15 protein-coding genes are annotated in these 21,529 nt (G+C 59.9%); 6 read left to right on the top strand and 9 right to left on the bottom strand.

What is annotated here, in order from left to right; all coding sequences use genetic code 11:
- The 3 genes from ACMXYH_RS22410 to ACMXYH_RS22400 all read left to right on the top strand — a co-directional run bounded on the left by ACMXYH_RS22410 (position 1) and on the right by ACMXYH_RS22400 (position 2,645).
- Positions 1 to 825, top strand: coding sequence for a mechanosensitive ion channel family protein (locus tag ACMXYH_RS22410; RefSeq protein WP_008027407.1), 825 nt, complete (start codon positions 1 to 3; stop codon positions 823 to 825).
- An 87-nt stretch (positions 826 to 912) separates the two neighbouring features.
- Positions 913 to 1,503: an RNA polymerase sigma factor SigX gene (gene sigX / locus ACMXYH_RS22405; RefSeq protein WP_008146300.1), complete on the top strand. Its 591-nt coding sequence runs from the start codon at positions 913 to 915 to the stop codon at positions 1,501 to 1,503.
- 107 nt (positions 1,504 to 1,610) lie between these two features.
- Positions 1,611 to 2,645 (top strand): OmpA family protein, encoded by a 1,035-nt coding sequence (locus ACMXYH_RS22400; protein ID WP_129442801.1) that lies wholly within the window; start codon positions 1,611 to 1,613, stop codon positions 2,643 to 2,645.
- A 150-nt stretch (positions 2,646 to 2,795) separates the two neighbouring features.
- Here the strand turns inward: ACMXYH_RS22400 and cobA are convergent, their stop codons facing one another.
- The 8 genes from cobA to ACMXYH_RS22360 form a co-directional block, all read right to left on the bottom strand.
- Complete coding sequence (gene cobA, locus ACMXYH_RS22395; protein ID WP_415764969.1) at positions 2,796 to 3,557, bottom strand: uroporphyrinogen-III C-methyltransferase; 762 nt, start codon at positions 3,555 to 3,557, stop codon at positions 2,796 to 2,798.
- An 11-nt stretch (positions 3,558 to 3,568) separates the two neighbouring features.
- Positions 3,569 to 6,283 carry a nitrate reductase gene (locus ACMXYH_RS22390; protein WP_415764968.1) on the bottom strand — a complete coding sequence of 905 codons (2,715 nt, stop codon included), beginning with the start codon at positions 6,281 to 6,283 and terminating at the stop codon, positions 3,569 to 3,571.
- Entirely contained in the window at positions 6,283 to 6,600 is a 318-nt protein-coding gene (gene nirD / locus ACMXYH_RS22385) for a nitrite reductase small subunit NirD (RefSeq protein ID WP_008146292.1), read from the bottom strand. The genes ACMXYH_RS22390 and nirD overlap by 1 nt, the downstream gene beginning before the upstream one ends.
- Positions 6,597 to 9,050, bottom strand: a complete 2,454-nt coding sequence (nirB, locus tag ACMXYH_RS22380; RefSeq protein WP_415764967.1) for a nitrite reductase large subunit NirB — start codon at positions 9,048 to 9,050, stop codon at positions 6,597 to 6,599. The genes nirD and nirB overlap by 4 nt, the downstream gene beginning before the upstream one ends.
- A gap of 400 nt (positions 9,051 to 9,450) precedes the next feature.
- A complete protein-coding gene (locus ACMXYH_RS22375) occupies positions 9,451 to 11,121 on the bottom strand; it encodes a protein kinase domain-containing protein (RefSeq protein ID WP_415764965.1) in 1,671 nt (556 codons plus the stop codon).
- A 7-nt stretch (positions 11,122 to 11,128) separates the two neighbouring features.
- Positions 11,129 to 12,340 (bottom strand): nitrate/nitrite transporter, encoded by a 1,212-nt coding sequence (locus tag ACMXYH_RS22370; RefSeq protein WP_129442812.1) that lies wholly within the window; start codon positions 12,338 to 12,340, stop codon positions 11,129 to 11,131.
- Between the two features lie 318 nt (positions 12,341 to 12,658).
- Positions 12,659 to 13,234, bottom strand: a complete 576-nt coding sequence (locus ACMXYH_RS22365) for an ANTAR domain-containing response regulator (protein WP_415764964.1) — start codon at positions 13,232 to 13,234, stop codon at positions 12,659 to 12,661.
- Between the two features lie 15 nt (positions 13,235 to 13,249).
- Positions 13,250 to 14,461 carry a CmpA/NrtA family ABC transporter substrate-binding protein gene (locus ACMXYH_RS22360; RefSeq protein WP_415764963.1) on the bottom strand — a complete coding sequence of 404 codons (1,212 nt, stop codon included), beginning with the start codon at positions 14,459 to 14,461 and terminating at the stop codon, positions 13,250 to 13,252.
- Positions 14,462 to 14,689: 228 nt separating this feature from the next.
- On the opposite strand from ACMXYH_RS22360, the gene ACMXYH_RS22355 reads away from it, so the two are divergent.
- Complete coding sequence (locus ACMXYH_RS22355) at positions 14,690 to 15,709, top strand: quinone-dependent dihydroorotate dehydrogenase (RefSeq protein WP_134421785.1); 1,020 nt, start codon at positions 14,690 to 14,692, stop codon at positions 15,707 to 15,709.
- Between the two features lie 242 nt (positions 15,710 to 15,951).
- Here the strand turns inward: ACMXYH_RS22355 and rmf are convergent, their stop codons facing one another.
- Positions 15,952 to 16,167 carry a ribosome modulation factor gene (gene rmf / locus ACMXYH_RS22350; protein WP_003223300.1) on the bottom strand — a complete coding sequence of 72 codons (216 nt, stop codon included), beginning with the start codon at positions 16,165 to 16,167 and terminating at the stop codon, positions 15,952 to 15,954.
- A gap of 530 nt (positions 16,168 to 16,697) precedes the next feature.
- On the opposite strand from rmf, the gene rlmKL reads away from it, so the two are divergent.
- On the top strand, positions 16,698 to 18,974 hold the full coding sequence (gene rlmKL, locus ACMXYH_RS22345; RefSeq protein WP_415764962.1) for a bifunctional 23S rRNA (guanine(2069)-N(7))-methyltransferase RlmK/23S rRNA (guanine(2445)-N(2))-methyltransferase RlmL: 2,277 nt from the start codon (positions 16,698 to 16,700) through the stop codon (positions 18,972 to 18,974).
- Positions 18,975 to 19,116: 142 nt separating this feature from the next.
- The gene (locus ACMXYH_RS22340) at positions 19,117 to 21,516 is read left to right on the top strand and encodes a sensor domain-containing diguanylate cyclase (protein WP_415764961.1); all 2,400 of its coding nucleotides are present in this window, start codon (positions 19,117 to 19,119) and stop codon (positions 21,514 to 21,516) included.
- The last annotated feature ends 13 nt before the right edge of the window (positions 21,517 to 21,529 follow it).

Below are 21,529 nucleotides of genomic sequence, written 5' to 3'. Positions count from 1 at the left end.
ATGGAACTTGATCTCTGGACTCAGAGCCTCGTCACTGCAATGACTGCGTTATGGACCAAGGTTGCAAATTTCATCCCGAACCTGTTCGGCGCACTGGTTGTGTTGCTGTTGGGTTTCGTCGTTGCGAAACTTTTGGATACTTTGTTGTCCAAGTTGCTCGCCAAGCTGGGGCTCGATCGCCTGATGGGCGGCACCGGACTGACCAAATTGCTGTCCCGGGCCGGCCTTCAAGTACCGATCTCGACCTTGATCGGCAAGATTGTCTATTGGTTCGTTCTGCTGATTTTTCTGGTTTCTGCCGCAGAATCCCTTGGACTTGAGCGAGTTTCGGCTACGCTGGACATGCTTGCGCTGTATTTGCCGAAAGTATTCGGCGCCGCGCTGGTGCTGCTGGTGGGTGTATTGCTCGCGCAACTGGCCAATGGGCTGGTGCGGGGTGCGGCAGAGGGCGTAGGGCTGGATTACGCTGCGGGCCTGGGGCGAATTGCCCAGGGCCTGGTGATTATCATCAGTATTTCGGTCGCAATCAGCCAGTTGGAGGTCAAGACTGACCTGCTCAACCATGTGATTGTGATCGTATTGATTACCGTTGGTCTGGCGGTTGCGCTGGCCATGGGGTTGGGAAGCCGGGAAATTGCCGGTCAGATTCTTGCGGGAATCTATGTGCGTGAGTTGTATCAGGTTGGGCAACAAGTGCGTGTTGGCGAGGTCGAAGGCCAGATCGAAGAGATCGGCACGGTTAAAACCACATTGCTGACCGATGAGGGTGAGCTAGTCTCTCTCTCCAATCGGATCCTCCTGGAGCAGCATGTGAGTAGCCGCTAACCCGGCAAACCCTGCTAATGTATGCCGCCGCAAAATGCCCTGTAAGGGCTGCGGCGGACATTGACCTGACTGTCGGCCCGACTTGTTTTGAATAAAGCTCAATCGCTGTCCACGCGCTACGACCCCCGCGAGCTCTCTGATGAGGAGTTGGTCGCGCGCTCGCATACCGAGCTGTTTCACGTAACTCGCGCCTATGAAGAACTGATGCGGCGTTACCAGCGAACATTATTTAACGTCTGTGCACGGTATCTTGGGAACGATCGAGACGCAGACGATGTCTGTCAGGAAGTGATGTTGAAGGTGTTGTATGGCCTGAAGAACTTCGAGGGCAAATCGAAGTTCAAGACATGGCTATATAGCATCACGTACAACGAGTGCATCACGCAGTATCGGAAAGAACGGCGAAAGCGTCGCTTGATGGATGCTTTGAGTCTGGACCCCCTCGAGGAAGCGTCTGAAGAAAAGGCGCCGAAACCTGAAGATAAGGGTGGACTCGATCGCTGGTTAGTGTATGTGAACCCGATTGACCGTGAAATTCTGGTGCTACGATTTGTCGCAGAGCTGGAATTTCAAGAGATCGCGGATATCATGCACATGGGTTTGAGTGCGACAAAAATGCGTTACAAACGTGCTCTAGATAAATTGCGTGAGAAATTTGCAGGCATTGCTGAAACTTAGTTCGGCGCAAATATCTCTTACGTGTAGGCAAGTTCTGATAGACTTGCCGCCGAGTTGTCCCCCGGTTTGCGGGACTGCTTCACAATCACCAGATGGGGATTTAACGGATGAAACTGAAAAACACCTTGGGCTTGGCCATTGGTTCTTTGATTGCCGCCACTTCGTTCGGCGCTCTGGCACAAGGCCAAGGCGCAGTTGAAATCGAAGGCTTCGCGAAGAAAGAGCAGTACGACAGCGATCGTAACTTCAAGAACAACGGCAACCTGTTCGGCGGTTCGGTTGGTTACTTCCTGACCGACGACGTTGAACTGCGTCTGGCTTACGACGAAGTGCACAACGTACGTTCCGATGACGGTCGTAACGTTAAGGGCGCTGATACCGCTCTGGACGCTCTGTACCACTTCAACAACCCAGGCGACATGCTCCGTCCATACGTTTCTGCCGGTTTCTCGGACCAGAGCATTGGCCAGAACGGCGGTGGCGGTCGTAACCGTTCCACTTTCGCCAACGTTGGCGGCGGTGCCAAGCTGTACTTCACCGAGAACTTCTACGCCCGTGCTGGCGTTGAAGCTCAATACAATATCGACCAGGGCGACACCGAGTGGGCTCCAAGCGTCGGTATCGGTGTGAACTTCGGTGGCGGCTCCAAGCCTGCTGCTGCTCCAGTTCAAGCACCCGCTGAAGTCTGCTCCGACAGCGACAACGATGGCGTTTGCGACAACGTTGACAAGTGCCCGGACACCCCAGCCAACGTAACTGTTGACGCTGATGGCTGCCCAGCAGTTGCTGAAGTTGTTCGTGTTGAGCTGGACGTGAAATTCGACTTCGACAAGTCGGTAGTCAAGCCTAACAGCTACGGCGACATCAAAAACCTCGCTGACTTCATGAAGCAGTACCCATCCACCAGCACTACTGTTGAAGGTCACACTGACTCCGTCGGTCCTGACGCTTACAACCAGAAACTGTCCGAGCGTCGTGCAAGCGCCGTTAAGCAAGTTCTGACCAACCAGTACGGTGTTGAATCGTCCCGCGTTCAGTCTGTTGGCTACGGCGAATCCCGCCCAGTTGCTGACAACAAAACTGAAGCTGGTCGCGCTGTAAACCGTCGCGTAGAAGCGCAGGTTGAAGCTAAAGCTAAGTAATTAGCTCGCAGCTCTGAAAAGCCCGGCTTAGGCCGGGCTTTTCTTTGTCTGCGATTTGGGTTTTAGCGGGAGATTTGCGTTGCGGCGAAAAGATCGTCCGAACGCGGCCCGAGCCTTCGGCAGCTCCTACGGGATTGGATTTGCACACGGTCAATGTAGGAGCTGCCGAAGGCTCGGGCCGCGTTCGGACGATCTTTTGATCTCATCACACCCCGCGACGGCACCGATCACCAGGATCGCCGGGCTTTTGAGCTCGAAGCTGCAGGCGTCTTCTTCCATTGCCGTCAGGTCGCTCCGACATTCCCGCTGGTGTGGCAGGGAAGCGTTTTCAATCATTGCCACCGGTGTATCCGCCGCCATTCCTCCGGCGAGCAACTGCTCACGAATCTCGCTCAGTTTTTCGACCCCCATATACACCACCAGCGTCGTGCCACCTTGGGCCAGGGCTTGCCAGTTCAGACTGCTGCCATCCTGAGTGTGAGCGGTGACCAGCGTCACGCCACGAGCAATACCCCGCAGGGTCAACGGAATATCGCATTGCGTTGCGCCAGCAAGCCCGGCAGTGATGCCGTTGACCAGTTCCACTTCGACCCCATGTTCACGCAGCCACTGCGCCTCTTCGCCGCCCCGGCCAAAAATGCACGGGTCGCCACCCTTGAGCCGCACCACGCATTTATCGTGGCGGGAATAACGCAGCATCAGGCGATGAATGAACGCCTGAGGTGTGGAGCGACAGCCGCCGCGTTTGCCCACGGGAATGATCCGCGCCTGCGGGCAATGTTCCAGCACCGCGTCGTTGACCAGGTCATCGATCAGCACCACATCCGCTTCGCTCAGCGCCCGCACGGCCTTGAGGGTCAACAATTCCGGATCGCCAGGACCCGCACCCACCAGCCAGACTTTTGCGCTCATAGTGTTTTTCCTCACGAGGTGACGGCGACCGGCTGCGCAGTGGCGGCCAGCAAGCGCTTGATTTCCGGGACGCAGGAGCCGCATTGCGTGCCGCAGCCCAATTCTTGTTTCAAACCCTGCAGGTCCAGGCCGCGGCTAATGCCGGCGCAGACCGCGCTTTGGCTGACGTTTTTGCAGTTGCACAGGGTTTTGTTACCGATAGCCGGTGTACTGGTGTTGCCCGGCGGTGCGCTCAGCGGTGCCAGCAGCCAGCGCCGCAGCTGTTCGTCAGCGCGACCTTCCAGCCACAGGCTTTGCAGCCAGTGTTGGGCAAGGGTTTCACCGGCCAGGCGAATTGCAGTGATCCGGCCGTTCTCGATCCGCACCCGTTTACCGATGGAGCGCCGTGGGTCGTCGTAGGCCAAAACCGGGCCATCGTTGAGTCCCAGGCATTGATCGATATCACGCAGCAATTGCGGGTCGGGCGCGACGGCGCTGGCAGCGCGTATCAGCAGCGCGGGGCGTTCGCGGCCGGCCAGGCTGAGGCTGACGTAGGAAAACGCCTCACAGAGCGGTCGTAGCGTCTCAAAATTCTGTTGAACATTGCCCTCGATCAGGGCGAACAGGTTCCACGGCAGTTGCACCGGTTCCAGGCGTACGCCGCTGTGCTTGAGTTCGGGTTGTTTCGACAAAGGGTCGAAAGCCGGTTGGGTGAGCGCATTTACGCCGCCCTTGAGGAAGCGGTCACCCCAATGCATGGGCAGAAAGGCCTGACCAGGTCGCACGCTGTCGTCACTGCCAACGGCGACAATCACTGCGCCACGGCGACTTTTCAGACTGACCAGGTCGCCCGATTGCAGCCGATGCCGGCGCAGTTCATCCGGGTGCAAACTCAACACCGCTTCACTGACGTGGCCGAAGAGCTGTGCGGCGGTGCCGGTACGGCTCATGCCGTGCCATTGATCCCGCAGGCGGCCGGTGATCAGGGTCAGCGGGAAGCGCGCGTCGCGTTGTTCCTTGGCGGCGCGATACGGGTCGGCCACGAATTGCGCGCGTCCACTGGCCGTCGGGAAAATACCGTCCAGGTACAGCCGGGCCGTGCCTTCACTGGCGCCAGTGGGGAAGGGCCATTGCTGCGGGCCGAGGCGATCGATCAGTTCATGACTGATGCCGGACAAGTCCAGATCACGCCCGCGGGTCAATTGCTTGTACTCGTCGAAGACCTGCGCCGGGTTTTCAAAGGCAAACAGGCTGGTTTGCCCGGGGCGCAGATGTTTTTCCAGGCGCTGTGCGAAATCCACGGTGATCGCCCAGTCAGAGCGGGCTTCACCGGGTGCGAGGATCGCCCGGCGAACGTGGGAAATGCGACGTTCAGAGTTGGTCACCGTGCCGTCCTTTTCGCCCCAACTGGCTGCAGGCAGCAGCAGGTCAGCGAAGGCCGCGGTTTCTGTGGTCCGGAACGCTTCCTGCAACACCACGAACGGGCAGGCTTCCAGTGTCGCGCGCACTGCGGTTTGATCCGGCATTGATTGCGCAGGATTGGTGCAGGCGATCCACAGCGCCTTGATCTTGCCGCTGCGCACCTGCTCAAACAATTCGATTGCGGTGAGCCCGGTGTTTGCAGGCAGTTGATCCACGCCCCAATACGCCGCCACTTCCGCGCGATGTTTGGCATTGGCAGCCTCGCGATGGCCGGGCAGCAGGTTCGACAAGCTGCCGGTTTCGCGGCCACCCATGGCATTTGGCTGACCGGTCAGGGAGAAAGGTCCTGCACCGGGGCGGCCGATTTGCCCGGTGGCCAGGTGCAGGTTGATCAGTGCGCTGTTTTTCGCGCTGCCGGCGGTGGACTGGTTCATGCCCATGCACCACAGCGACAGGAAGCTCGGTGAAGTGCCCACCCATTCAGCGCATTGCTGCAGTTGCTCGACACTGATCCCGCAGAGCTGCGAAACCATCTGCGGCGTGTAATCACGCACCAGGTTTTTCAGTTCGGCCAAGCCTTCGGTGTGGGCCTTGATGAAGTCGCGGTCAACCCAGTCTTCCCACAGCAGCAGGTGCAAAATCCCATGGAACAAGGCGACATCGGTGCCTGGCAGAATCGCCAGGTGCAGGTCGGCCAGATCGCAGGTGTCGGTACGACGCGGGTCGATGACGATGACTTTCATCTGCGGCCGGCGGGATTTCGCTTCCTCCAGGCGACGGAAAAGTATCGGGTGGGCGTAGGCCATGTTGCTGCCGACGATCATCACGCAGTCGCTCAATTCCAGGTCTTCGTAGTTGCACGGCGGTGCGTCGGCGCCCAGGCTGCGCTTGTAACCGACCACGGCCGAAGACATGCACAGGCGCGAATTGCTGTCGATGTTGTTGGTGCCCACCAGCGCTCGCGCCAGTTTGTTGAAGGCGTAGTAATCCTCGGTCAGCAATTGTCCGGAAATGTAGAACGCCACGCTGTCCGGGCCGTGTTCGGCGATGGTCTTGGCAAAAACGCTGGCGGCGTGATCAAGGGCGGTGTCCCAGTCGGTGCGACTGCGGGCCAGGCCTTTGCCCAGGCGCAGTTCGGGATACAACGCCCTGGCTGCGAGATCGCCGGTCAGGTGCAAGGTAGAGCCTTTACTGCACAATTTGCCGAAGTTGGCCGGGTGGGCCGGATCGCCGCTGACGCCGAGAATGCGCTCGCCATCATGCTCTATCAGCACGCCGCAGCCGACCCCGCAATAGCAGCAGGTGGAAGCGGTGATCTGGTTCATCAGCTTGCTTCCCGCAGGGCCAGCAACACCCGGCCATTCTCGACCCGTGCTGAATGGTGGTGAGCGCAACCGATGTCCGGGGCCTGGGCTTCGCCGGTCTCCAGGTCGATCTGCCAGTTATGCAGCGGGCAGGCGACCCGTTTGCCGTAGATCAAACCTTGGGACAGCGGCCCGCCCTTGTGCGGGCAACGGTCGTCGAGTGCGAAAACCTCATCGTCGCTGGTACGAAAAATCGCGATGTCACCTTTCGGGCCGGCGATGATCCGCGAGCCCAGGGCATTGATTTCTTCCAGTGCGCAGATATCCAGCCAGTTCATGCCGGCACCTCCAGGTTCTTCACTGTGATGACGTCGAATTCTTTCTTCAGCAGCGGTTGTTCCAGGCGTTCCTTCCACGGGTCCTGTTCGAACGACAAGGAGAATTGCAAGCGATCGTTGAGCGCCTTGCGCCGCTCCGGGTCCTCCAGCACGGCTTTCTTGATGTGTTCCATGCCGACCCGTTGCAGGTAGTGCACGGTGCGTTCGAGGTAGAAAGCTTCTTCGCGATAGAGCTGCAGGAACGCGCTGTTGTATTCACGCACTTCTTCGGCGGTCTTGAGCTTGACGAAGAATTCCGCGACTTCGGTTTTGATCCCGCCGTTGCCACCGATGTACATCTCCCAGCCCGAATCCACGCCGATAATTCCGACGTCCTTGATGCCCGCTTCCGAACAGTTGCGAGGGCAACCGGAGACGGCCAGTTTCACTTTGTGCGGCGACCACATATTGAACAGGTCGTGCTCAAGCTCGATGCCCAGTTGGGTGGAGTTCTGGGTACCGAAGCGGCAGAACTCACTGCCAACGCAAGTCTTCACGGTGCGGATGGATTTGCCGTAGGCGTGGCCGGACGGCATGTCGAGATCCTTCCAGACGCCCGGCAGGTCCTGCTTCTTGATCCCCAGCAAATCGATACGCTGGCCTCCGGTCACCTTGACCATCGGCACGTTGTATTTGTCGGCCACGTCGGCAATGCGCCGCAGTTCCGAAGGATTGGTCACACCGCCCCACATCCGCGGGACTACAGAGTAAGTGCCGTCTTTCTGAATGTTGGCGTGGGCGCGTTCGTTGATCAGGCGCGATTGCGGATCGTCCTTGGCTTCGCCCGGCCAGGTGGAAATCAGGTAGTAGTTGAGCGCCGGGCGGCACGTGGCGCAGCCGTTCGGCGTGCGCCAGTTCAGATAGCTCATGGTGCCGGCAATGGTCAGCAAATGCTGCTCGCGGATGGCCTGACGAATTTGCCCGTGATTCAAGTCGCTGCAACCGCAAATGGCTTTCTCGCTTTTCGGTTTGACGTCTGCTGCGCCGCCCACGGTGTTGATCAGGATCTGTTCCACCAACCCTGCGCAGGAGCCGCAAGAGCTGGCAGCCTTGGTGTGTTTCTTGACGTCGTCGACGCTGAACAACCCGTGTTCCTGAATCGCCTTGACGATGGTGCCTTTGCACACGCCGTTGCAACCGCAGACTTCGGCGGTGTCGGCCATGCTCATGGCTTTGTCCTGGCCCTGATGTCCTACATCGCCCAGAGCGTTTTCGCCAAACATCAGGTGATCGCGGATCTCGTCGATGGCGTGGTTCTCACGGATCTGCCGGAAATACCAGCCACCGTCTGCCGTATCGCCGTACAGACAGGCCCCGACCAGCACGTCATCCTTGATCACCAGTTTTTTGTAGACCCCGCCGATAGGGTCGGAGAGGGTGATGGTTTCGGTACCTTCGCCGCCCATAAAGTCGCCGGCGGAGAACAGGTCGATGCCGGTGACTTTCAATTTGGTCGACGTCACCGAGCCCTTATAGGTGGCGAAGCCCAGTTGGGCGAGGTGGTTGGCGCAGACCTTGGCCTGTTCGAACAGCGGCGCCACCAGGCCGTAAGCGATGCCGCGGTGGCTGGCGCATTCGCCGATGGCGTAGATGCGTGGGTCGTAGGTTTGCAGGGTGTCGTTGACCAGAATCCCGCGGTTACAGGGAATGCCGGATTTTTCCGCGAGCTCGGTGTTAGGTCGAATACCGGCGGCCATCACCACCAGGTCGGCGGGGATGATGTCGCCATTCTTGAACTCCACCGAGCCGACCCGGCCATTGCCTGCATCGTGCAGGGCCTGGGTTTGCTCGCAAAGACGAAAGTGCAAGCCGCGGGCTTCCAGGGCAGTTTGCAGCAACTGGCCGCTGGTTTTATCCAGTTGCCGTTCCAGCAGCCATTCCCCGATGTGCACCACGGTGACGTGCATGCCGCGCAGCATCAGGCCGTTGGCGGCTTCCAGGCCGAGCAGGCCGCCACCGATCACAACGGCGTGCTTGTGGGTTTTCGCGGTGTCGATCATTGCCTGGGTGTCGGCGATGTCGCGGTAGCCGATCACGCCGTGCAAGGTGTTGCCGGGGATCGGCAGGATGAACGGAGTCGAGCCGGTGGCGATCAGCAGGCGATCGTATTCGGCCTCGCTGCCGTCTTCGGCGATCACGCGGCGTTTGACCCGGTCGATCTCCACCACTTTGCGGTTGAGCAGCAGCTTGATGTTGTTGTCCAGGTACCAGTCCAGATCGTTGAGCACGATCTCTTCGAAGGTCTGTTCACCGGCCAACACCGGTGACAGCAGGATGCGGTTGTAGTTGGTATGGGGTTCGGCGCCGAAGACCGTGATGTCGTACAGCTCATTGCTCAGCTTGAGCAGTTCTTCCAGGGTGCGAACCCCGGCCATGCCGTTGCCGATCATCACCAGTTTTAGTTTTTTCATCAGGTTCTCCGGGGAGCTCGGACCCGCCTCATCAGGGCTTACAGGTCTTGCTCGACAAAATTTGCGCAAACAAAAAAAGGCGTCCCGCTAGTTGCCTAGCGAGGACGCCTTTGTCCTGGTCCCGTTCTCTCGGGCAGCGCATCCTTCGTCGTTGAAGGCTGGGCTTTATGTATGGTGAGAAAGGTAATGCAGTGGTTGTGCCAAGTCGCACAAATGCCGAATTTATGGGCTCTTGTCATGGGAGGAGGTATTTCCGTGCACCGGTTCAATGCGCGATGCCCGGTTTTGAAGCAGAAAAGTCAAAAGATCGCAGCCTACGGCAGCTCCACAGGAGATCGTGGGCACCCGTAGGAGCTGCCGCAGGCTGCGATCTTTTGATCTTTTGGGTGCAGTGAAAAACTCAGCCATGAAACAGTAAAAACAGCAGCACCAGATTCACCAGCAACGACACCAGCGCCAAGGTTCGCCAGACCTTCAACGGTTCGCGCTCCAGCAACGGTCTGGGTCGCACGCTCAAACTGCGCCGCTCGCCCTGTTCCAGTAGCAGCAACCATTCTTCCGCCGTTTCAAAACGTTGACCCGGATCCGCCGCCACGGCGCGCTCCAGACTTTGCGCAATCCATTCCGGCAGGTCGGGTCGATATCGACTGGCGCTGACAGAAACCCCGAACCGTGGGCGCTGGAAGGCTTCGATTTCGCCGTAGGGATAATGCCCGGTGAGCAGGAAATACAGGGTCACGCCGACGGCATACAAATCCTGTTGCGGTGTCGGTGCTTCCCCGCGAAAGGCTTCCGGCGCGATATAGGTGGGCGTTCCAGGCAGGGCAGAAGGCTGATCTTCAGACAGGCCAGGGCAGTAGGCGAGTCCGAAGTCCAGCAGGCGTAATTCGCCGTCGTCCCCCAGCAGCAGGTTCTCCGGTTTGATGTCTCGATGGAGAATCTGCCGTCGATGCAGTATGCCAACGGCGCGCAGCAGGCGTTCGGCCAGATCCTGCCATTGGGGCAGAGGCAGCGGTCCGACATCGGCGTGCAGCTCCGCCAAGGTAGATCCGGAATATTCCCGCATCACGTAGTACAAATGCTGACGCTGACTGGTGGCATGGACTTCAGGGAAATGCCGCCCGGCCACGCGCTTGAGAAACCATTCTTCCGACAGCAACGCCTGCCCGGCCAAGTGATCGTCGCGCAGCGCGCCTGGCAAGGTTTTCAGTAGCCAGGGTTGTTGTTGCCCATCGCGCACCCGATAGAGCAGCGACTGCTGGCTCTGGCCGAGTATCCCTTCGACCTGCCAACCTTCGAAAGTCTGGCCTGGTTTCAAGGCTGGCGGCAGCGGCCATTGCTGCAAATGAATCAATGCATCGCCGATGCTCGTTTCACCGAGGGCATCGACTCGCACCAGCAAGGCGCTGGCGTTGTCCTGGCTGCCGGCCAGATGCGCCGCGTTGACCAAGGTCTGCGCAGCGCTGTTCAAATCCGGTTGATCGCGCAGAATTGCCGCAATCGCGGTGTCGCCCAGCACGGCCCAAATGCCGTCGCTGAGCAGTACGAAACTTTCGTTCAACCGCAGTTCGCCATCGAGAAAATCCAGCACCAAATGCTGATCGAGCCCAAGTGCCCGTTTGAGCACATGCTGCATGCCCGGTTGGTCCCAGACGTGATCCTCGCTGACCCGTTGCAAAGTGTCGGCGTGCCAGCGATAAACCCGGCAATCGCCGACATGGGCCAAGGTAAATCGCCTACCGCGCATGACCAAAGCACTGACAGTGGTGAGCAACGGTTGCCCACCGCCATTGGCCTGCAACCAGCGATTTTGTGCCAGCAGCAGGCGATCCAGTGCCTGCGCGACGCCCCAGGTTTCCGGCGTGGCGTAGTAATCGAGCGCCAGAGCCTGCAACGTCGAGCGGGCGGCGAGGCCACCATCGGCACATTGGCTGACGCCATCGGCGATGGCGAACAGGTAACCCTTGCTCGCCGCCAGCGCCGGGGCCGGAGTCACCAGACGCAGGGCGTCCTGATTCTCCTCGCGAGGGCCAATGGCGCTCGCTTCGGCAAAACTCAGTTGCAGGCTCATTGAGGCCTCAGACTCGAGCAGCGGTCACGGCTGCCGAACCCCAAGTGGTTCTCCAGCGACGTTTCACGCCGTGCAGACCGAACCAGGCCAGAACGCCAAGACTGGCGAACAACCACAAGGCCAGTTGATAACTGCCGGTGCTTTGCTTGATCGCGCCCATGCCTGCTGCCAGCGCAAACCCACCGATACCGCCGGCCATGCCGATCAAACCGGTCATCACACCGATCTCCCGACGAAAACGCTGCGGCACCAATTGGAAAACAGCGCCGTTACCGGCACCCAAACCGAGCATGGTGCAGACGAAAAGTGCCAGCGCCGCGTAGGAGCTCGGCAGATTGAAACCCACCGCAGCGATGCAGACTGCCGCCACCGTGTACATCCCCAAGAGGGTGCGAATGCCACCGAAACGGTCGGCCAGAGCGCCGCCCAACGGACGCATCAAACTGCCACCGAACACACAGGCTGCGGTGTAGTAACCGGCGGTCACCGGGCTGAGGCCATATTGGTCGTTGAAGTAGCCGGGCAGGGCGCTGGCCAGGCCGATGAAGCCGCCGAAGGTCACGCTGTAGAAAAACATGAACCACCAGCTGTCGCGGTCGCCCAAGGCCTTGAAGTAGTCGGACACGGACTTGGCTTTTGGCCGCTCAGGCGCGTTTTTGGCCAACCAGGCGAAGACGATGATGGTCAGAATCAGCGGGATCAGGGCGAATCCGAACACGTTGCTCCAGCCAAATGCTGCGGCCAGCACCGGGGCGATCAGTGCCGCGAGCACGGTGCCCGAGTTACCGGCACCGGCGATGCCCATGGCTTTGCCTTGGTGTTGGGGTGGATACCATTGCGACGCCAGCGGCAGGGCGACGGCGAAGGATGCGCCGGCCATGCCGAGGAACAGGCCCAGCACCAACGCTTGTTCATAGCTGTGGATGCCGAGCTTCCAGGCACCAAACAGTGCGCAGATGACGATCACCTGGCCAATCAGCCCGGCGGTTTTCGGCGATAGGCGATCGGCCAGCAAGCCCATTACAAAGCGCAATACCGCCCCGGCCAGAATCGGCGTGGCCACCACCAGGCCGCGCTGCTGGGTGGTCAGGTGCAGGTCGGCGGCGATTTGCACTGCCAGTGGGCCGAGCAGGTACCAGACCATGAAACTCAGGTCGAAATAGAGGAAGGCCGCGAACAATGTCGGGGTATGGCCAGATTTCCAGAAGCTTGATTTCATCGCGCACCTCAGCTGTTAGGAGTCTCGAGAAGGAGTCATGAGCTTGCAGGTGGGGCGCCGCATCGGCCGCACCACCGGCCCCGGTCTATGGGGCCAAAACAAAAAAACGCCGCCACCGGATTCGCCAAAGGGCAAATGAGGTGAGCGACGTCTTTGTCGTAGGTGGGGCAACCGCCGTTGGTTACCTGTAGTGATTACCTAGCGAGATCTGTGCCACATCTAGAGTTTGTGCCGAGACGAAAAGATCGCAGCCTTCGGCAGCTCCAGGTGTACGCGATACCAAGTAGGAGCTGCCGAAGGCTGCGATCTTTTTGCTCTTCAGCCGAGCAACTCACTCATCGCGATGATCTGCTCCGCCACCTGAATCAGCTTCTGCTGACGGCTCATGGCCTGGCGGCGCATCAGGGTGTAGGCCTCTTCCTCGTTGCAGTCCTTCATTTTCATCAGAAGCCCTTTGGCCAGCTCGATGCGCTTGCGCTCGGCCAGTTGCTGGTCGCGGGTATTGAGTTGGGCGCGCAGGGCCTGGTCGCTTTCAAAACGCGCCATGGCCACGTCGAGAATCGGCTGCAAGCGCTGTGCGTGGATGCCTTCGACGATGTAGGCACTGACGCCGGACTTGATCGCCTGACGCATCACATCGGGGTCATGTTCGTCAGTAAACATCACGATTGGCCGCGGTTGATCGCGGCTCACCAGCACCACTTGTTCCATCACATCGCGGCTCGGTGACTCGGTATCGATCAAAATCACGTCCGGACGCACCGTTTCGACGCGCGCGGGCAGGTCGATGGTCAGGCCCGACTCGTCGATCACCTCGAACCCGGCTTCGGTCAGGGCCGCCTTCAGGCGACCGACTTTCTTCGCGGTGTCGTTGATCAGCAGGATACGCAACATATTCGCAGTCTCCTGTCAGCGGCTGGCGAGAAGGGGCGAGCTGTCGCTCATGGCGTGCAGCTTGAAACTGCGGGCATAGCCGGCGGGGTCCAGGCCATCCCAGACCTTGCCGTCGATCAACTGGCTGCTGCGCATTGGCTGATCACTCGTGGCCACACCGACAGCGGTGGCGGCCTCTCGATACAAGTCTAGTTGCTGGACCTGACGGGCCACGCCCAGGTAGTCCGGGTCGTCGCGCAACAAACCCCAACGGCGGAACTGGGTCATGAACCACATGCCATCGGACAGATACGGCAGATTGACCTCGCCTTCACCATGGAAGCGCAGCGCGTGCGGATCTTGCCAGCGATTACCCAGCCCATCGGCGTAGTCACCGAGCAATCGCGGCTCGATGCAGTCGAGCGGTGCGTCGAGATATTCGGGCGCGCTCAAGAGCTTCGCGGTGCTGCGGCGATTCTCGGTACTTTCTTCGATGAAGCGGCTGGCCTCCAGAATCGCCATCACCAGCGCCCTTGCGGTGTTGGGGTATTGCTCGACAAAGGCGCGTGTGCAACCGAGGACTTTTTCCGGATGATCGGGCCAGATGGTCTGGGTGGTTGCCATCGTGAACCCCAGATTTTGCTGCACCGCGCTGGCGGACCATGGCTCGCCGACGCAGAAGCCGTCGATGCGCCCGGCTTGCAGGTGCGCGACCATTTGCGGCGGCGGCACCACCACGCTGTCGACGTCCTGCAACGGATGAATACCCTGACTCGCGAGCCAGTAATACAACCACATGGCGTGGGTGCCCGTAGGAAATGTCTGGGCGAAGGTGAGTTTTGGGCGACTTTGGTGCACGTGCCGTTCCAGTGCTTCAGGACCGGTCACGTCCAGCGCCTGTAAGCCATGGGAGAGGTTGATGCTCTGGCCATTCTGATTCAGGCCCATGAGCACCGCCATGTCGGTCGACGCGACACCGCCGATGCCCAAATGCACCGCGTAGATCAAACCGTACAGACTGTGGGCGGCGTCGAGTTCGCCACTGACCAGTTTGTCCCGCAGGTTGGCCCAGGACGACTGGCGCTTGAGGTTCAGCGTCAGGCCATAAGGTTGGGCAAAGCCCTGCGTGGCCGCGACCACTACCGAGGCGCAGTCACTCAGGGCCATGAAGCCGAGGTTGATTTCGGTCTTTTCCGGGGCATCGCTGCCGTTGACCCAGGCCAGAGGGTTGGCTGGAACTTCAATCATCAGTAAACACCTTCCATAAAAAAGCGCCGGACCGGCTGCTTGCCAGAGCAAGGCCAAGTGACGACGCCTTTGTCTTTCGACTCATCCCGCCGTTGGCATGAGTGCTTATGTGAGTGACGGTGCAAGGCATATGCCATTGCTCGCTGATTTTGTCGTGCGCCTCGCCTGCAACCCCGATGCCCGGCTATAATCGCCGCCACTTTTCGTAGCCCAGAGTCAAACCCGCCCATGTACACCCTGGCCCGTCAGCTGTTGTTCAAACTTTCCCCGGAAACCTCCCACGATCTGTCCCTGGACCTGATCGGCGCGGGCGGGCGTTTGGGCCTCAACGGCTTGCTGTGCAAGGCGCCGGCGAAAATGCCGGTGACCGTCATGGGCCTCGACTTCCCGAACCCGGTGGGTCTGGCGGCCGGTCTGGACAAGAACGGCGCGGCCATCGACGGTTTTGCGCAACTGGGTTTTGGTTTTGTCGAAATCGGCACCATCACTCCGCGTCCGCAGCCGGGCAACCCGAAGCCACGCATTTTCCGTCTGCCGGAAGCCGAGGCGATCATCAACCGCATGGGGTTCAACAACCTCGGCGTCGATCACCTGCTGGCTCGAGTGGCGGCGGCCAAGTTCAAGGGCGTGCTGGGTATCAATATCGGCAAAAACTTCGATACCCCGGTTGAGCGGGCGGTCGACGACTACCTGATCTGCCTGGACAAGGTCTACGCCCACGCCAGCTATGTGACGGTCAACGTCAGCTCGCCGAACACCCCGGGCCTGCGCAGCCTGCAATTCGGCGATTCGCTGAAGCAATTGTTGGCCGACCTGGCGACGCGCCGCGCAGAACTGGCGCTGCGCCATGGCAAACATGTACCACTGGCGATCAAGATTGCGCCGGACATGACCGACGAAGAAACCGCTCAGGTCGCGCAAGCGCTGATCGAAACCGGGATGGACGCGGTGATCGCTACCAACACCACCCTGAGCCGCGTCGGCGTAGAAGGCATGGAGCACGGCGACGAGGCGGGCGGTCTGTCCGGCGCACCGGTTCGTGACAAGAGCACCCACACCGTGAAGGTGCTGGCGGCCGAGTTGGCCGGTCGCTTGCCGATCATCGCCGTGGGCGGCATCACCGAAGGCAAGCACGCGGCTGAGAAAATCGCTGCGGGTGCCAGCCTGGTGCAGCTCTATTCCGGCTTCATCTATAAAGGCCCGGCGCTGATTCGTGAATCCGTAGACGCCATCGCCGCCCTGCGCTGATCCCTGTGGGAGCGAGCTTGCTCGCGATGACGGACTTGCATCCAACGTCATTGTTGAATGTTAAGCCGCTATCGCGAGCAAGCTCGCTCCCACAGAGATGTATGCTGCTCAAGGTGAGATTTTGGCAGGCATAAAAAAGGGCTCCTCGAAGGAGCCCCTGGGCCGAAGCCCGCCGCCCGGATGGGGCGTGCGTGGTAAGTCGTTACGTAATCAGATTGTCGTGTCGGAGTGTGTGCCCTGTGTTAGCCGACGGCGTGAAGTTCGTTGAGTCTATGGATTCCCGCAGTGCCGGTCATACCGTCCCAGTTGTCGCCGCGTCCTTCTCGCCAGCCGTTAATCCAGGCTTGGCGTACCGACGGTAGAGTAAATGGGCAAAGCTCACGGGATTTGCCACCAACGCCATATTGATATCCGCGCAAAAATGCTCTTTCCAACGGATCACGCTTAAGTCTTCTCATAGGGTGTTGCCCTCACTTGTTGACTGTATTAATCGTGTCGACCTCAATCGAGGTCTGGCAGAAAAACTCCTGCCGTTGGGGCTCGCTGCCGGCGTCGCGAGCCAAGGTGTTGACGTCATTGCGGCGTCAACCTGTATTGAGTTCTAACCAATGCGTCACATCGAGGGAATGATCGTTTTGTCATAAGGACGTAACGATAAAGATGGTATGGCGATAAGTAACACGATGTTGTCCCGTGTCTATTGGCAAAACCCCGGTATGATCAGCCCCGCGCTGCATGATGGGGTTAATCCTTTAGTGAGAATGCCTCCTGTTGAGCAGGGGGACTATTCGACGAAGGGTCGACTTATGACATTTTGTTGCATCAACTTTTTTATCTGTCTTTGCATCTAAGCTCTTTTAACCCGAGCTTGCAGGGGTGGGACGGCACACCTTCGTGCCACGCGGGCGCTCTTTTAGAAAAGCGCCTGATTGAAAACCGGGCCGGCAATGCGTTGCCGGTTCACTTAGCTAAAGGCTCTGGAATTACCATGTCCGATCGTTTCGAACTCTTCCTCACTTGCCCCAAAGGCCTTGAAGGCCTGCTCATCGAGGAAGCCATCGGGCTTGGCCTTGAGGAAGCGCGTGAGCACACCTCTGCCGTGCGCGGCATGGCCACCATGGAAACCGCTTATCGCCTGTGCCTGTGGTCGCGTCTGGCGAACCGGGTGCTGCTGGTGCTCAAGCGTTTCCCGATGAAGGACGCCGAAGACCTTTATCACGGCGTGCTGGATATCGAGTGGCAAGACCACATGCTCAACGATGGCACCTTGGCCGTTGAGTTCAGCGGTCACGGCTCGGGCATCGACAACACCCACTTCGGCGCCTTGAAGGTCAAGGACGCCATCGTCGACAAACTGCGCACGCCGCAGGGCGATCGTCCTTCCATCGACAAGCTCAACCCGGATCTGCGCATTCACCTGCGCCTGGACCGTGGCGAAGCCATCCTGTCCCTCGACCTCTCCGGCCACAGCCTGCACCAGCGCGGCTATCGCTTGCAGCAGGGCGCGGCGCCGCTGAAGGAAAACCTCGCGGCCGCGATCCTGATCCGTTCCGGCTGGCCACGCATTGCGGCCGAAGGCGGCGCGCTGGCTGACCCGATGTGCGGTGTCGGTACGTTCCTCGTCGAAGCCGCGATGATTGCCGCCGACATGGCGCCGAACCTGCGTCGCGAGCAGTGGGGCTTCACCGCCTGGCTCGGTCACGTCCCGGCGCTGTGGAAAAAGCTTCACGAAGAAGCCACTGAGCGTTGCGCGGCCGGTCTGGCCAAGCCACCGCTGTGGATTCGCGGTTACGAAGCCGACCCGCGCTTGATTCAACCGGGCCGCAACAACGTTGAACGTGCCGGCCTGAGCGAGTGGATCAAGATCTACCAGGGCGAAGTCGGGACGTTCGAGCCGCGTCCGGACCAGAACCAGAAAGGCCTGGTCATCTGCAACCCTCCGTACGGCGAGCGTCTGGGCGACGAGGCGAGCTTGCTCTACCTCTACCAGAACCTCGGCGAGCGTCTGCGTCAGGCCTGCCTGAACTGGGAAGCCGCGGTGTTCACTGGTGCCCCGGACCTGGGCAAGCGCATGGGCATCCGCAGCCACAAACAGTATTCGTTCTGGAACGGCGCGTTGCCGTGCAAGTTGCTGCTGATCAAGGTCACGCCAGATCAGTTCGTCACTGGCGAACGCCGCACCCCGGAACAGCGTCAGGTCGAGCGTGAACAAGTTCAAGCCGAAGTCGAAGTCGCAGACAACGACGTAGCACCCGGCAAGTACGAGAAGTACAACAAGAACGGCAACCCGATCAAACCGGCGCCGGTGGTGATCGAACAGCCGCGCTTGAGCGAAGGCGGGCAGATGTTTGCCAACCGTCTGCAAAAGAACCTCAAGGCCCTCGGCAAGTGGGTCAAGCGTGAAGGCATCGACTGCTACCGCGTCTACGATGCCGACATGCCGGAATACTCGATGGCCATCGACCTGTATCAGGATTGGGTCCACGTCCAGGAATACGCCGCGCCGAAGTCCATCGACCCGGAAAAAGCCTCGGCGCGTATGTTCGATGCCCTGGCGGCCATTCCGCAGGCCTTGAACATCGACAAGAGCCGCGTGGTGGTCAAGCGTCGCGAGCGTCAGAGCGGCACCAAGCAGTACGAGCGCCAAGCGGCACAGGGCAAGTTCGTCGAGGTCAACGAAGGCGGCGTGAAGCTGCTGGTGAACCTCACGGATTACCTCGACACCGGGCTGTTCCTCGATCACCGGCCAATGCGCATGCGGATTCAGAAAGAGGCAGCCGGCAAGCGCTTCCTCAACCTGTATAGCTACACCGCAACCGCCAGTGTTCACGCAGCCAAGGGCGGCGCGCGCAGCACCACCAGCGTCGACCTGTCGAAAACCTATCTGGACTGGGCGCGTCGCAACTTGTCGCTGAACGGTTTCTCCGAGAAGAACCGTCTGGAGCAGGGCGACGTGATGGCCTGGCTCGATGCCTGCCGTGACGAGTACGACCTGATCTTCATCGATCCGCCGACGTTCTCCAACTCCAAGCGCATGGAAGGGATCTTCGACGTGCAGCGTGACCAGGTGCAATTGATCGACCTGGCCATGGCGCGTCTGGCCCCGGGCGGCGTGTTGTACTTCTCCAACAACTTCCGCAAGTTCCAGCTCGAGGAAAACCTCACCGAGCGTTATGCGGTCGAGGAAATCACCGCCCAGACCATCGATCCGGATTTCGCTCGTAATGGCAAAATCCACCGTGCCTGGAAAATCACGGCTCGTTGACGCTCGAAGGGATTGGATCCACAGAGCCTTGATTTTTAAAGGCTCTTGGCTTCTTTCTGTGCTGGTCAAATTGATGGCTAATAGCTATAACTCAACGCATGGCCAATGGGCTTTCCCGCACCTGGCGATGTGAGTTGCGTCTATGTCGTTGCACGCCGTGCGCCCGAAGATCCTGGGTTTTATCAGTGAAGATGTCTCGGCCTGGCTGGTCGCACTGCTGGTATTGGTCGTCGGCGGGATTCTCACGGGATTGCTGGCGTGGTCGACGCTGAATCTGTTCCACCATCAATTGCGGCAACGTTTCCAACTGCTGGCCAGTGAACGTTACAGCCGTATCGAAGAACGCTTCGAAGATCAGGAGCAGCGCCTCGATGGCCTGCGCCGGTTCTTTGCCAATTCCGATTCGGTCTCCCGAGCGCAGTTCGACGGTTACACCCAACCGCTGCTGCACCGGACTCAGGCCTATTCCTTCGCCAAGCGGGTAACCGGTGCCGAGCGGGCGGTATTTGAACGCCAGGTGCGTGCAGAGGGTTTACCCGAGTTCACCCTGCGCGAAATCAATGCCGACGGCCAACTGCAACTGGCGGCCGAACGGGATGAGTACGTGGCGGTGCTGTATAGCCAGACCCAAAGCAAACTGGGTTCGCCGCTGGGCTATGACTTGTGGGCTCAACCCTTGCGCCGTTCCACCCTTGAACGGGCCGATCAGCACGGCGGCATGGCGGTATCGCAGCCGATGCATCTGGTCAGTATCGAACCGGCCTATGCGCGCGGCGTGCTGCTGGTCGCACCGGTGTTGCTGCGCAATAGTCCGGCTACGGCGGGGGTGAAATCGTACGGTTATGTCATGGCCGTGATCAGCATGCATCAGTTGCTGGCGGACGGGCTGCCGGACGCTGGCCGTGACTATCTTTCGGTGCGCATCCTCGACTTATCCACAGACGATCAGCACGAAGTGCTTTATGAGTCCCCCAACACGCCGGCGCCCAGTGAGTTGTCCGCGACCCAGCTGTTGCGGCTTGCCGACCATGACTATCAAGTCGACATTCAGCCCAGCGATGCCTTCCTGCGAGCCAATCACTCTTCGGTGACCACCTTGGTGGTGCTGGGCGGCTTGCTCAGTCTGTTGCTCAGTGCCTTGCTCTATGTGCTGGTCAGTCAGCGTCGACGGGCGCTGAAAATGGTCGAGCAACGGACCCAGGAACTGCGCGCCCGTGAGCAGGAGTTGCGCGGCACCCATGGTCAGTTGCGCGGCGTGCTGAATGCCGCGACCCAAGTGGCGATCATCGCCACTGACCTGCGCGGGGTTATCCGCACCTTTAATGCCGGTGCCGAGCAAATGCTCGGTTATGCCGGCGCTGAGGTGGTGGGCCACATGACCCTGGAAAACCTGCACCTGCCCCGAGAGCTCCTGGCACGTTCGGCGGAGTTGAGCGCGCGTTATGGCAAACCGATTCCGACCTGCCAGGCGATGTTGGTCGAGGGCGGCGAGGAGGGCGGTCACGAAGCGCGGGAATGGACGCTGCTGCGTAGCGACGGCAGCCATTTGACGGTGAACATGCTGGCGACCCCGGTCCTCGACGAGCAAGGCTTGTGGGTCGGGCACCTGGCGATCTGTATCGACATCACTGAACGTAAGCGGGTCCACGAGGCCCTGGCGGCACGGGACCTGTTGTTGAAGAAACTCAGCGCCCATGTGCCCGGCGGGATCTACCAATTCAAAATGGAATTCGATGGGCGCTTCAGTGTGATCTACGCCAGCGACGGTATTCGCGAAATCTACGAACTTGAACCGGATGTGCTGTTGTTCAACGCCGAAGCGATTTTCACGCGGATTCATCCGCAGGACACCACCCGGGTCCGCGCTTCGATCCGGGCGTCGGCGGACACCCTCAGCCCTTGGCGCGAGGAGTACCGCGTGCAGCTGCCCCTGCGCGGCCTGCGTTGGGTTCGTGGCGAGGCGACGCCGGAGGAATTGCCCGGTGGCGGCGTGCTCTGGCACGGCTACATCTCGGACATCTCCGATTTGAAACGGGTGGAAGAAGAACTGCGGGCACTATCGATCACCGACTCGCTGACCGGGATCCACAACCGCCGCTATTTCCAGGAACGCCTGACCACCGAAATGGTCCGGGTCGAACGCGGTGGCGGCGAACTGGCGGTGATCATGCTCGATATCGACCATTTCAAACGCATCAATGATCAGCATGGCCACGCGGTTGGCGATCGGGTGTTGCAGATCGTGTGCGAACGCATCGGCCATCGTCTGCGCCGCACCGATGTGTTCTGTCGCCTGGGTGGCGAGGAGTTCATGGTGCTTTGCCCGGATATCAACGGCGAGCATGCCCATGTCCTGGCCTTGCAGCTATGGCAAGGGTTGCGCAGTTCGCCGATTGAAGGCGTCGGGACAGTGACCGCCAGTTTCGGGATTGCCAGTTGGCGAGTCGGGGAGGGCGCGGATGCGCTGCTGCTGCGGGCGGATTCGGGGGTGTATGCGGCGAAACTGGCAGGACGGGATCGGGTTGAGGGGGAGATGACCTGAGCCTCCATGCGGA

Origin of the sequence: Pseudomonas frigoris, from assembly GCF_047758635.1 — a bacterium.
Taxonomy (GTDB): domain Bacteria; phylum Pseudomonadota; class Gammaproteobacteria; order Pseudomonadales; family Pseudomonadaceae; genus Aquipseudomonas; species Aquipseudomonas frigoris.
This window is presented reverse-complemented; position numbering and strand designations above follow the sequence as displayed.

Excerpts from the sequence above, each read along its gene's own strand:
- rlmKL (WP_415764962.1), top strand. The coding sequence starts at position 16,698 with ATGTCCGATCGTTTCGAACTCTTCCTCACTTGCCCCAAAGGCCTTGAA.
- ACMXYH_RS22365 (WP_415764964.1), bottom strand. The coding sequence starts at position 13,234 with ATGTTGCGTATCCTGCTGATCAACGACACCGCGAAGAAAGTCGGTCGC.
- nirD (WP_008146292.1), bottom strand. The coding sequence starts at position 6,600 with ATGAACTGGCTGGATATCTGCGCACTGGAAGAAATCAATGCCCTGGGC.
- rmf (WP_003223300.1), bottom strand. The coding sequence starts at position 16,167 with ATGAGAAGACTTAAGCGTGATCCGTTGGAAAGAGCATTTTTGCGCGGA.
- ACMXYH_RS22355 (WP_134421785.1), top strand. The coding sequence starts at position 14,690 with ATGTACACCCTGGCCCGTCAGCTGTTGTTCAAACTTTCCCCGGAAACC.
- cobA (WP_415764969.1), bottom strand. The coding sequence starts at position 3,557 with ATGAGCGCAAAAGTCTGGCTGGTGGGTGCGGGTCCTGGCGATCCGGAA.
- ACMXYH_RS22360 (WP_415764963.1), bottom strand. The coding sequence starts at position 14,461 with ATGATTGAAGTTCCAGCCAACCCTCTGGCCTGGGTCAACGGCAGCGAT.
- ACMXYH_RS22375 (WP_415764965.1), bottom strand. The coding sequence starts at position 11,121 with ATGAGCCTGCAACTGAGTTTTGCCGAAGCGAGCGCCATTGGCCCTCGC.
- ACMXYH_RS22400 (WP_129442801.1), top strand. The coding sequence starts at position 1,611 with ATGAAACTGAAAAACACCTTGGGCTTGGCCATTGGTTCTTTGATTGCC.
- nirB (WP_415764967.1), bottom strand. The coding sequence starts at position 9,050 with ATGAAAAAACTAAAACTGGTGATGATCGGCAACGGCATGGCCGGGGTT.
- ACMXYH_RS22410 (WP_008027407.1), top strand. The coding sequence starts at position 1 with ATGGAACTTGATCTCTGGACTCAGAGCCTCGTCACTGCAATGACTGCG.
- ACMXYH_RS22340 (WP_415764961.1), top strand. The coding sequence starts at position 19,117 with ATGTCGTTGCACGCCGTGCGCCCGAAGATCCTGGGTTTTATCAGTGAA.
- ACMXYH_RS22390 (WP_415764968.1), bottom strand. The coding sequence starts at position 6,283 with ATGAACCAGATCACCGCTTCCACCTGCTGCTATTGCGGGGTCGGCTGC.
- ACMXYH_RS22370 (WP_129442812.1), bottom strand. The coding sequence starts at position 12,340 with ATGAAATCAAGCTTCTGGAAATCTGGCCATACCCCGACATTGTTCGCG.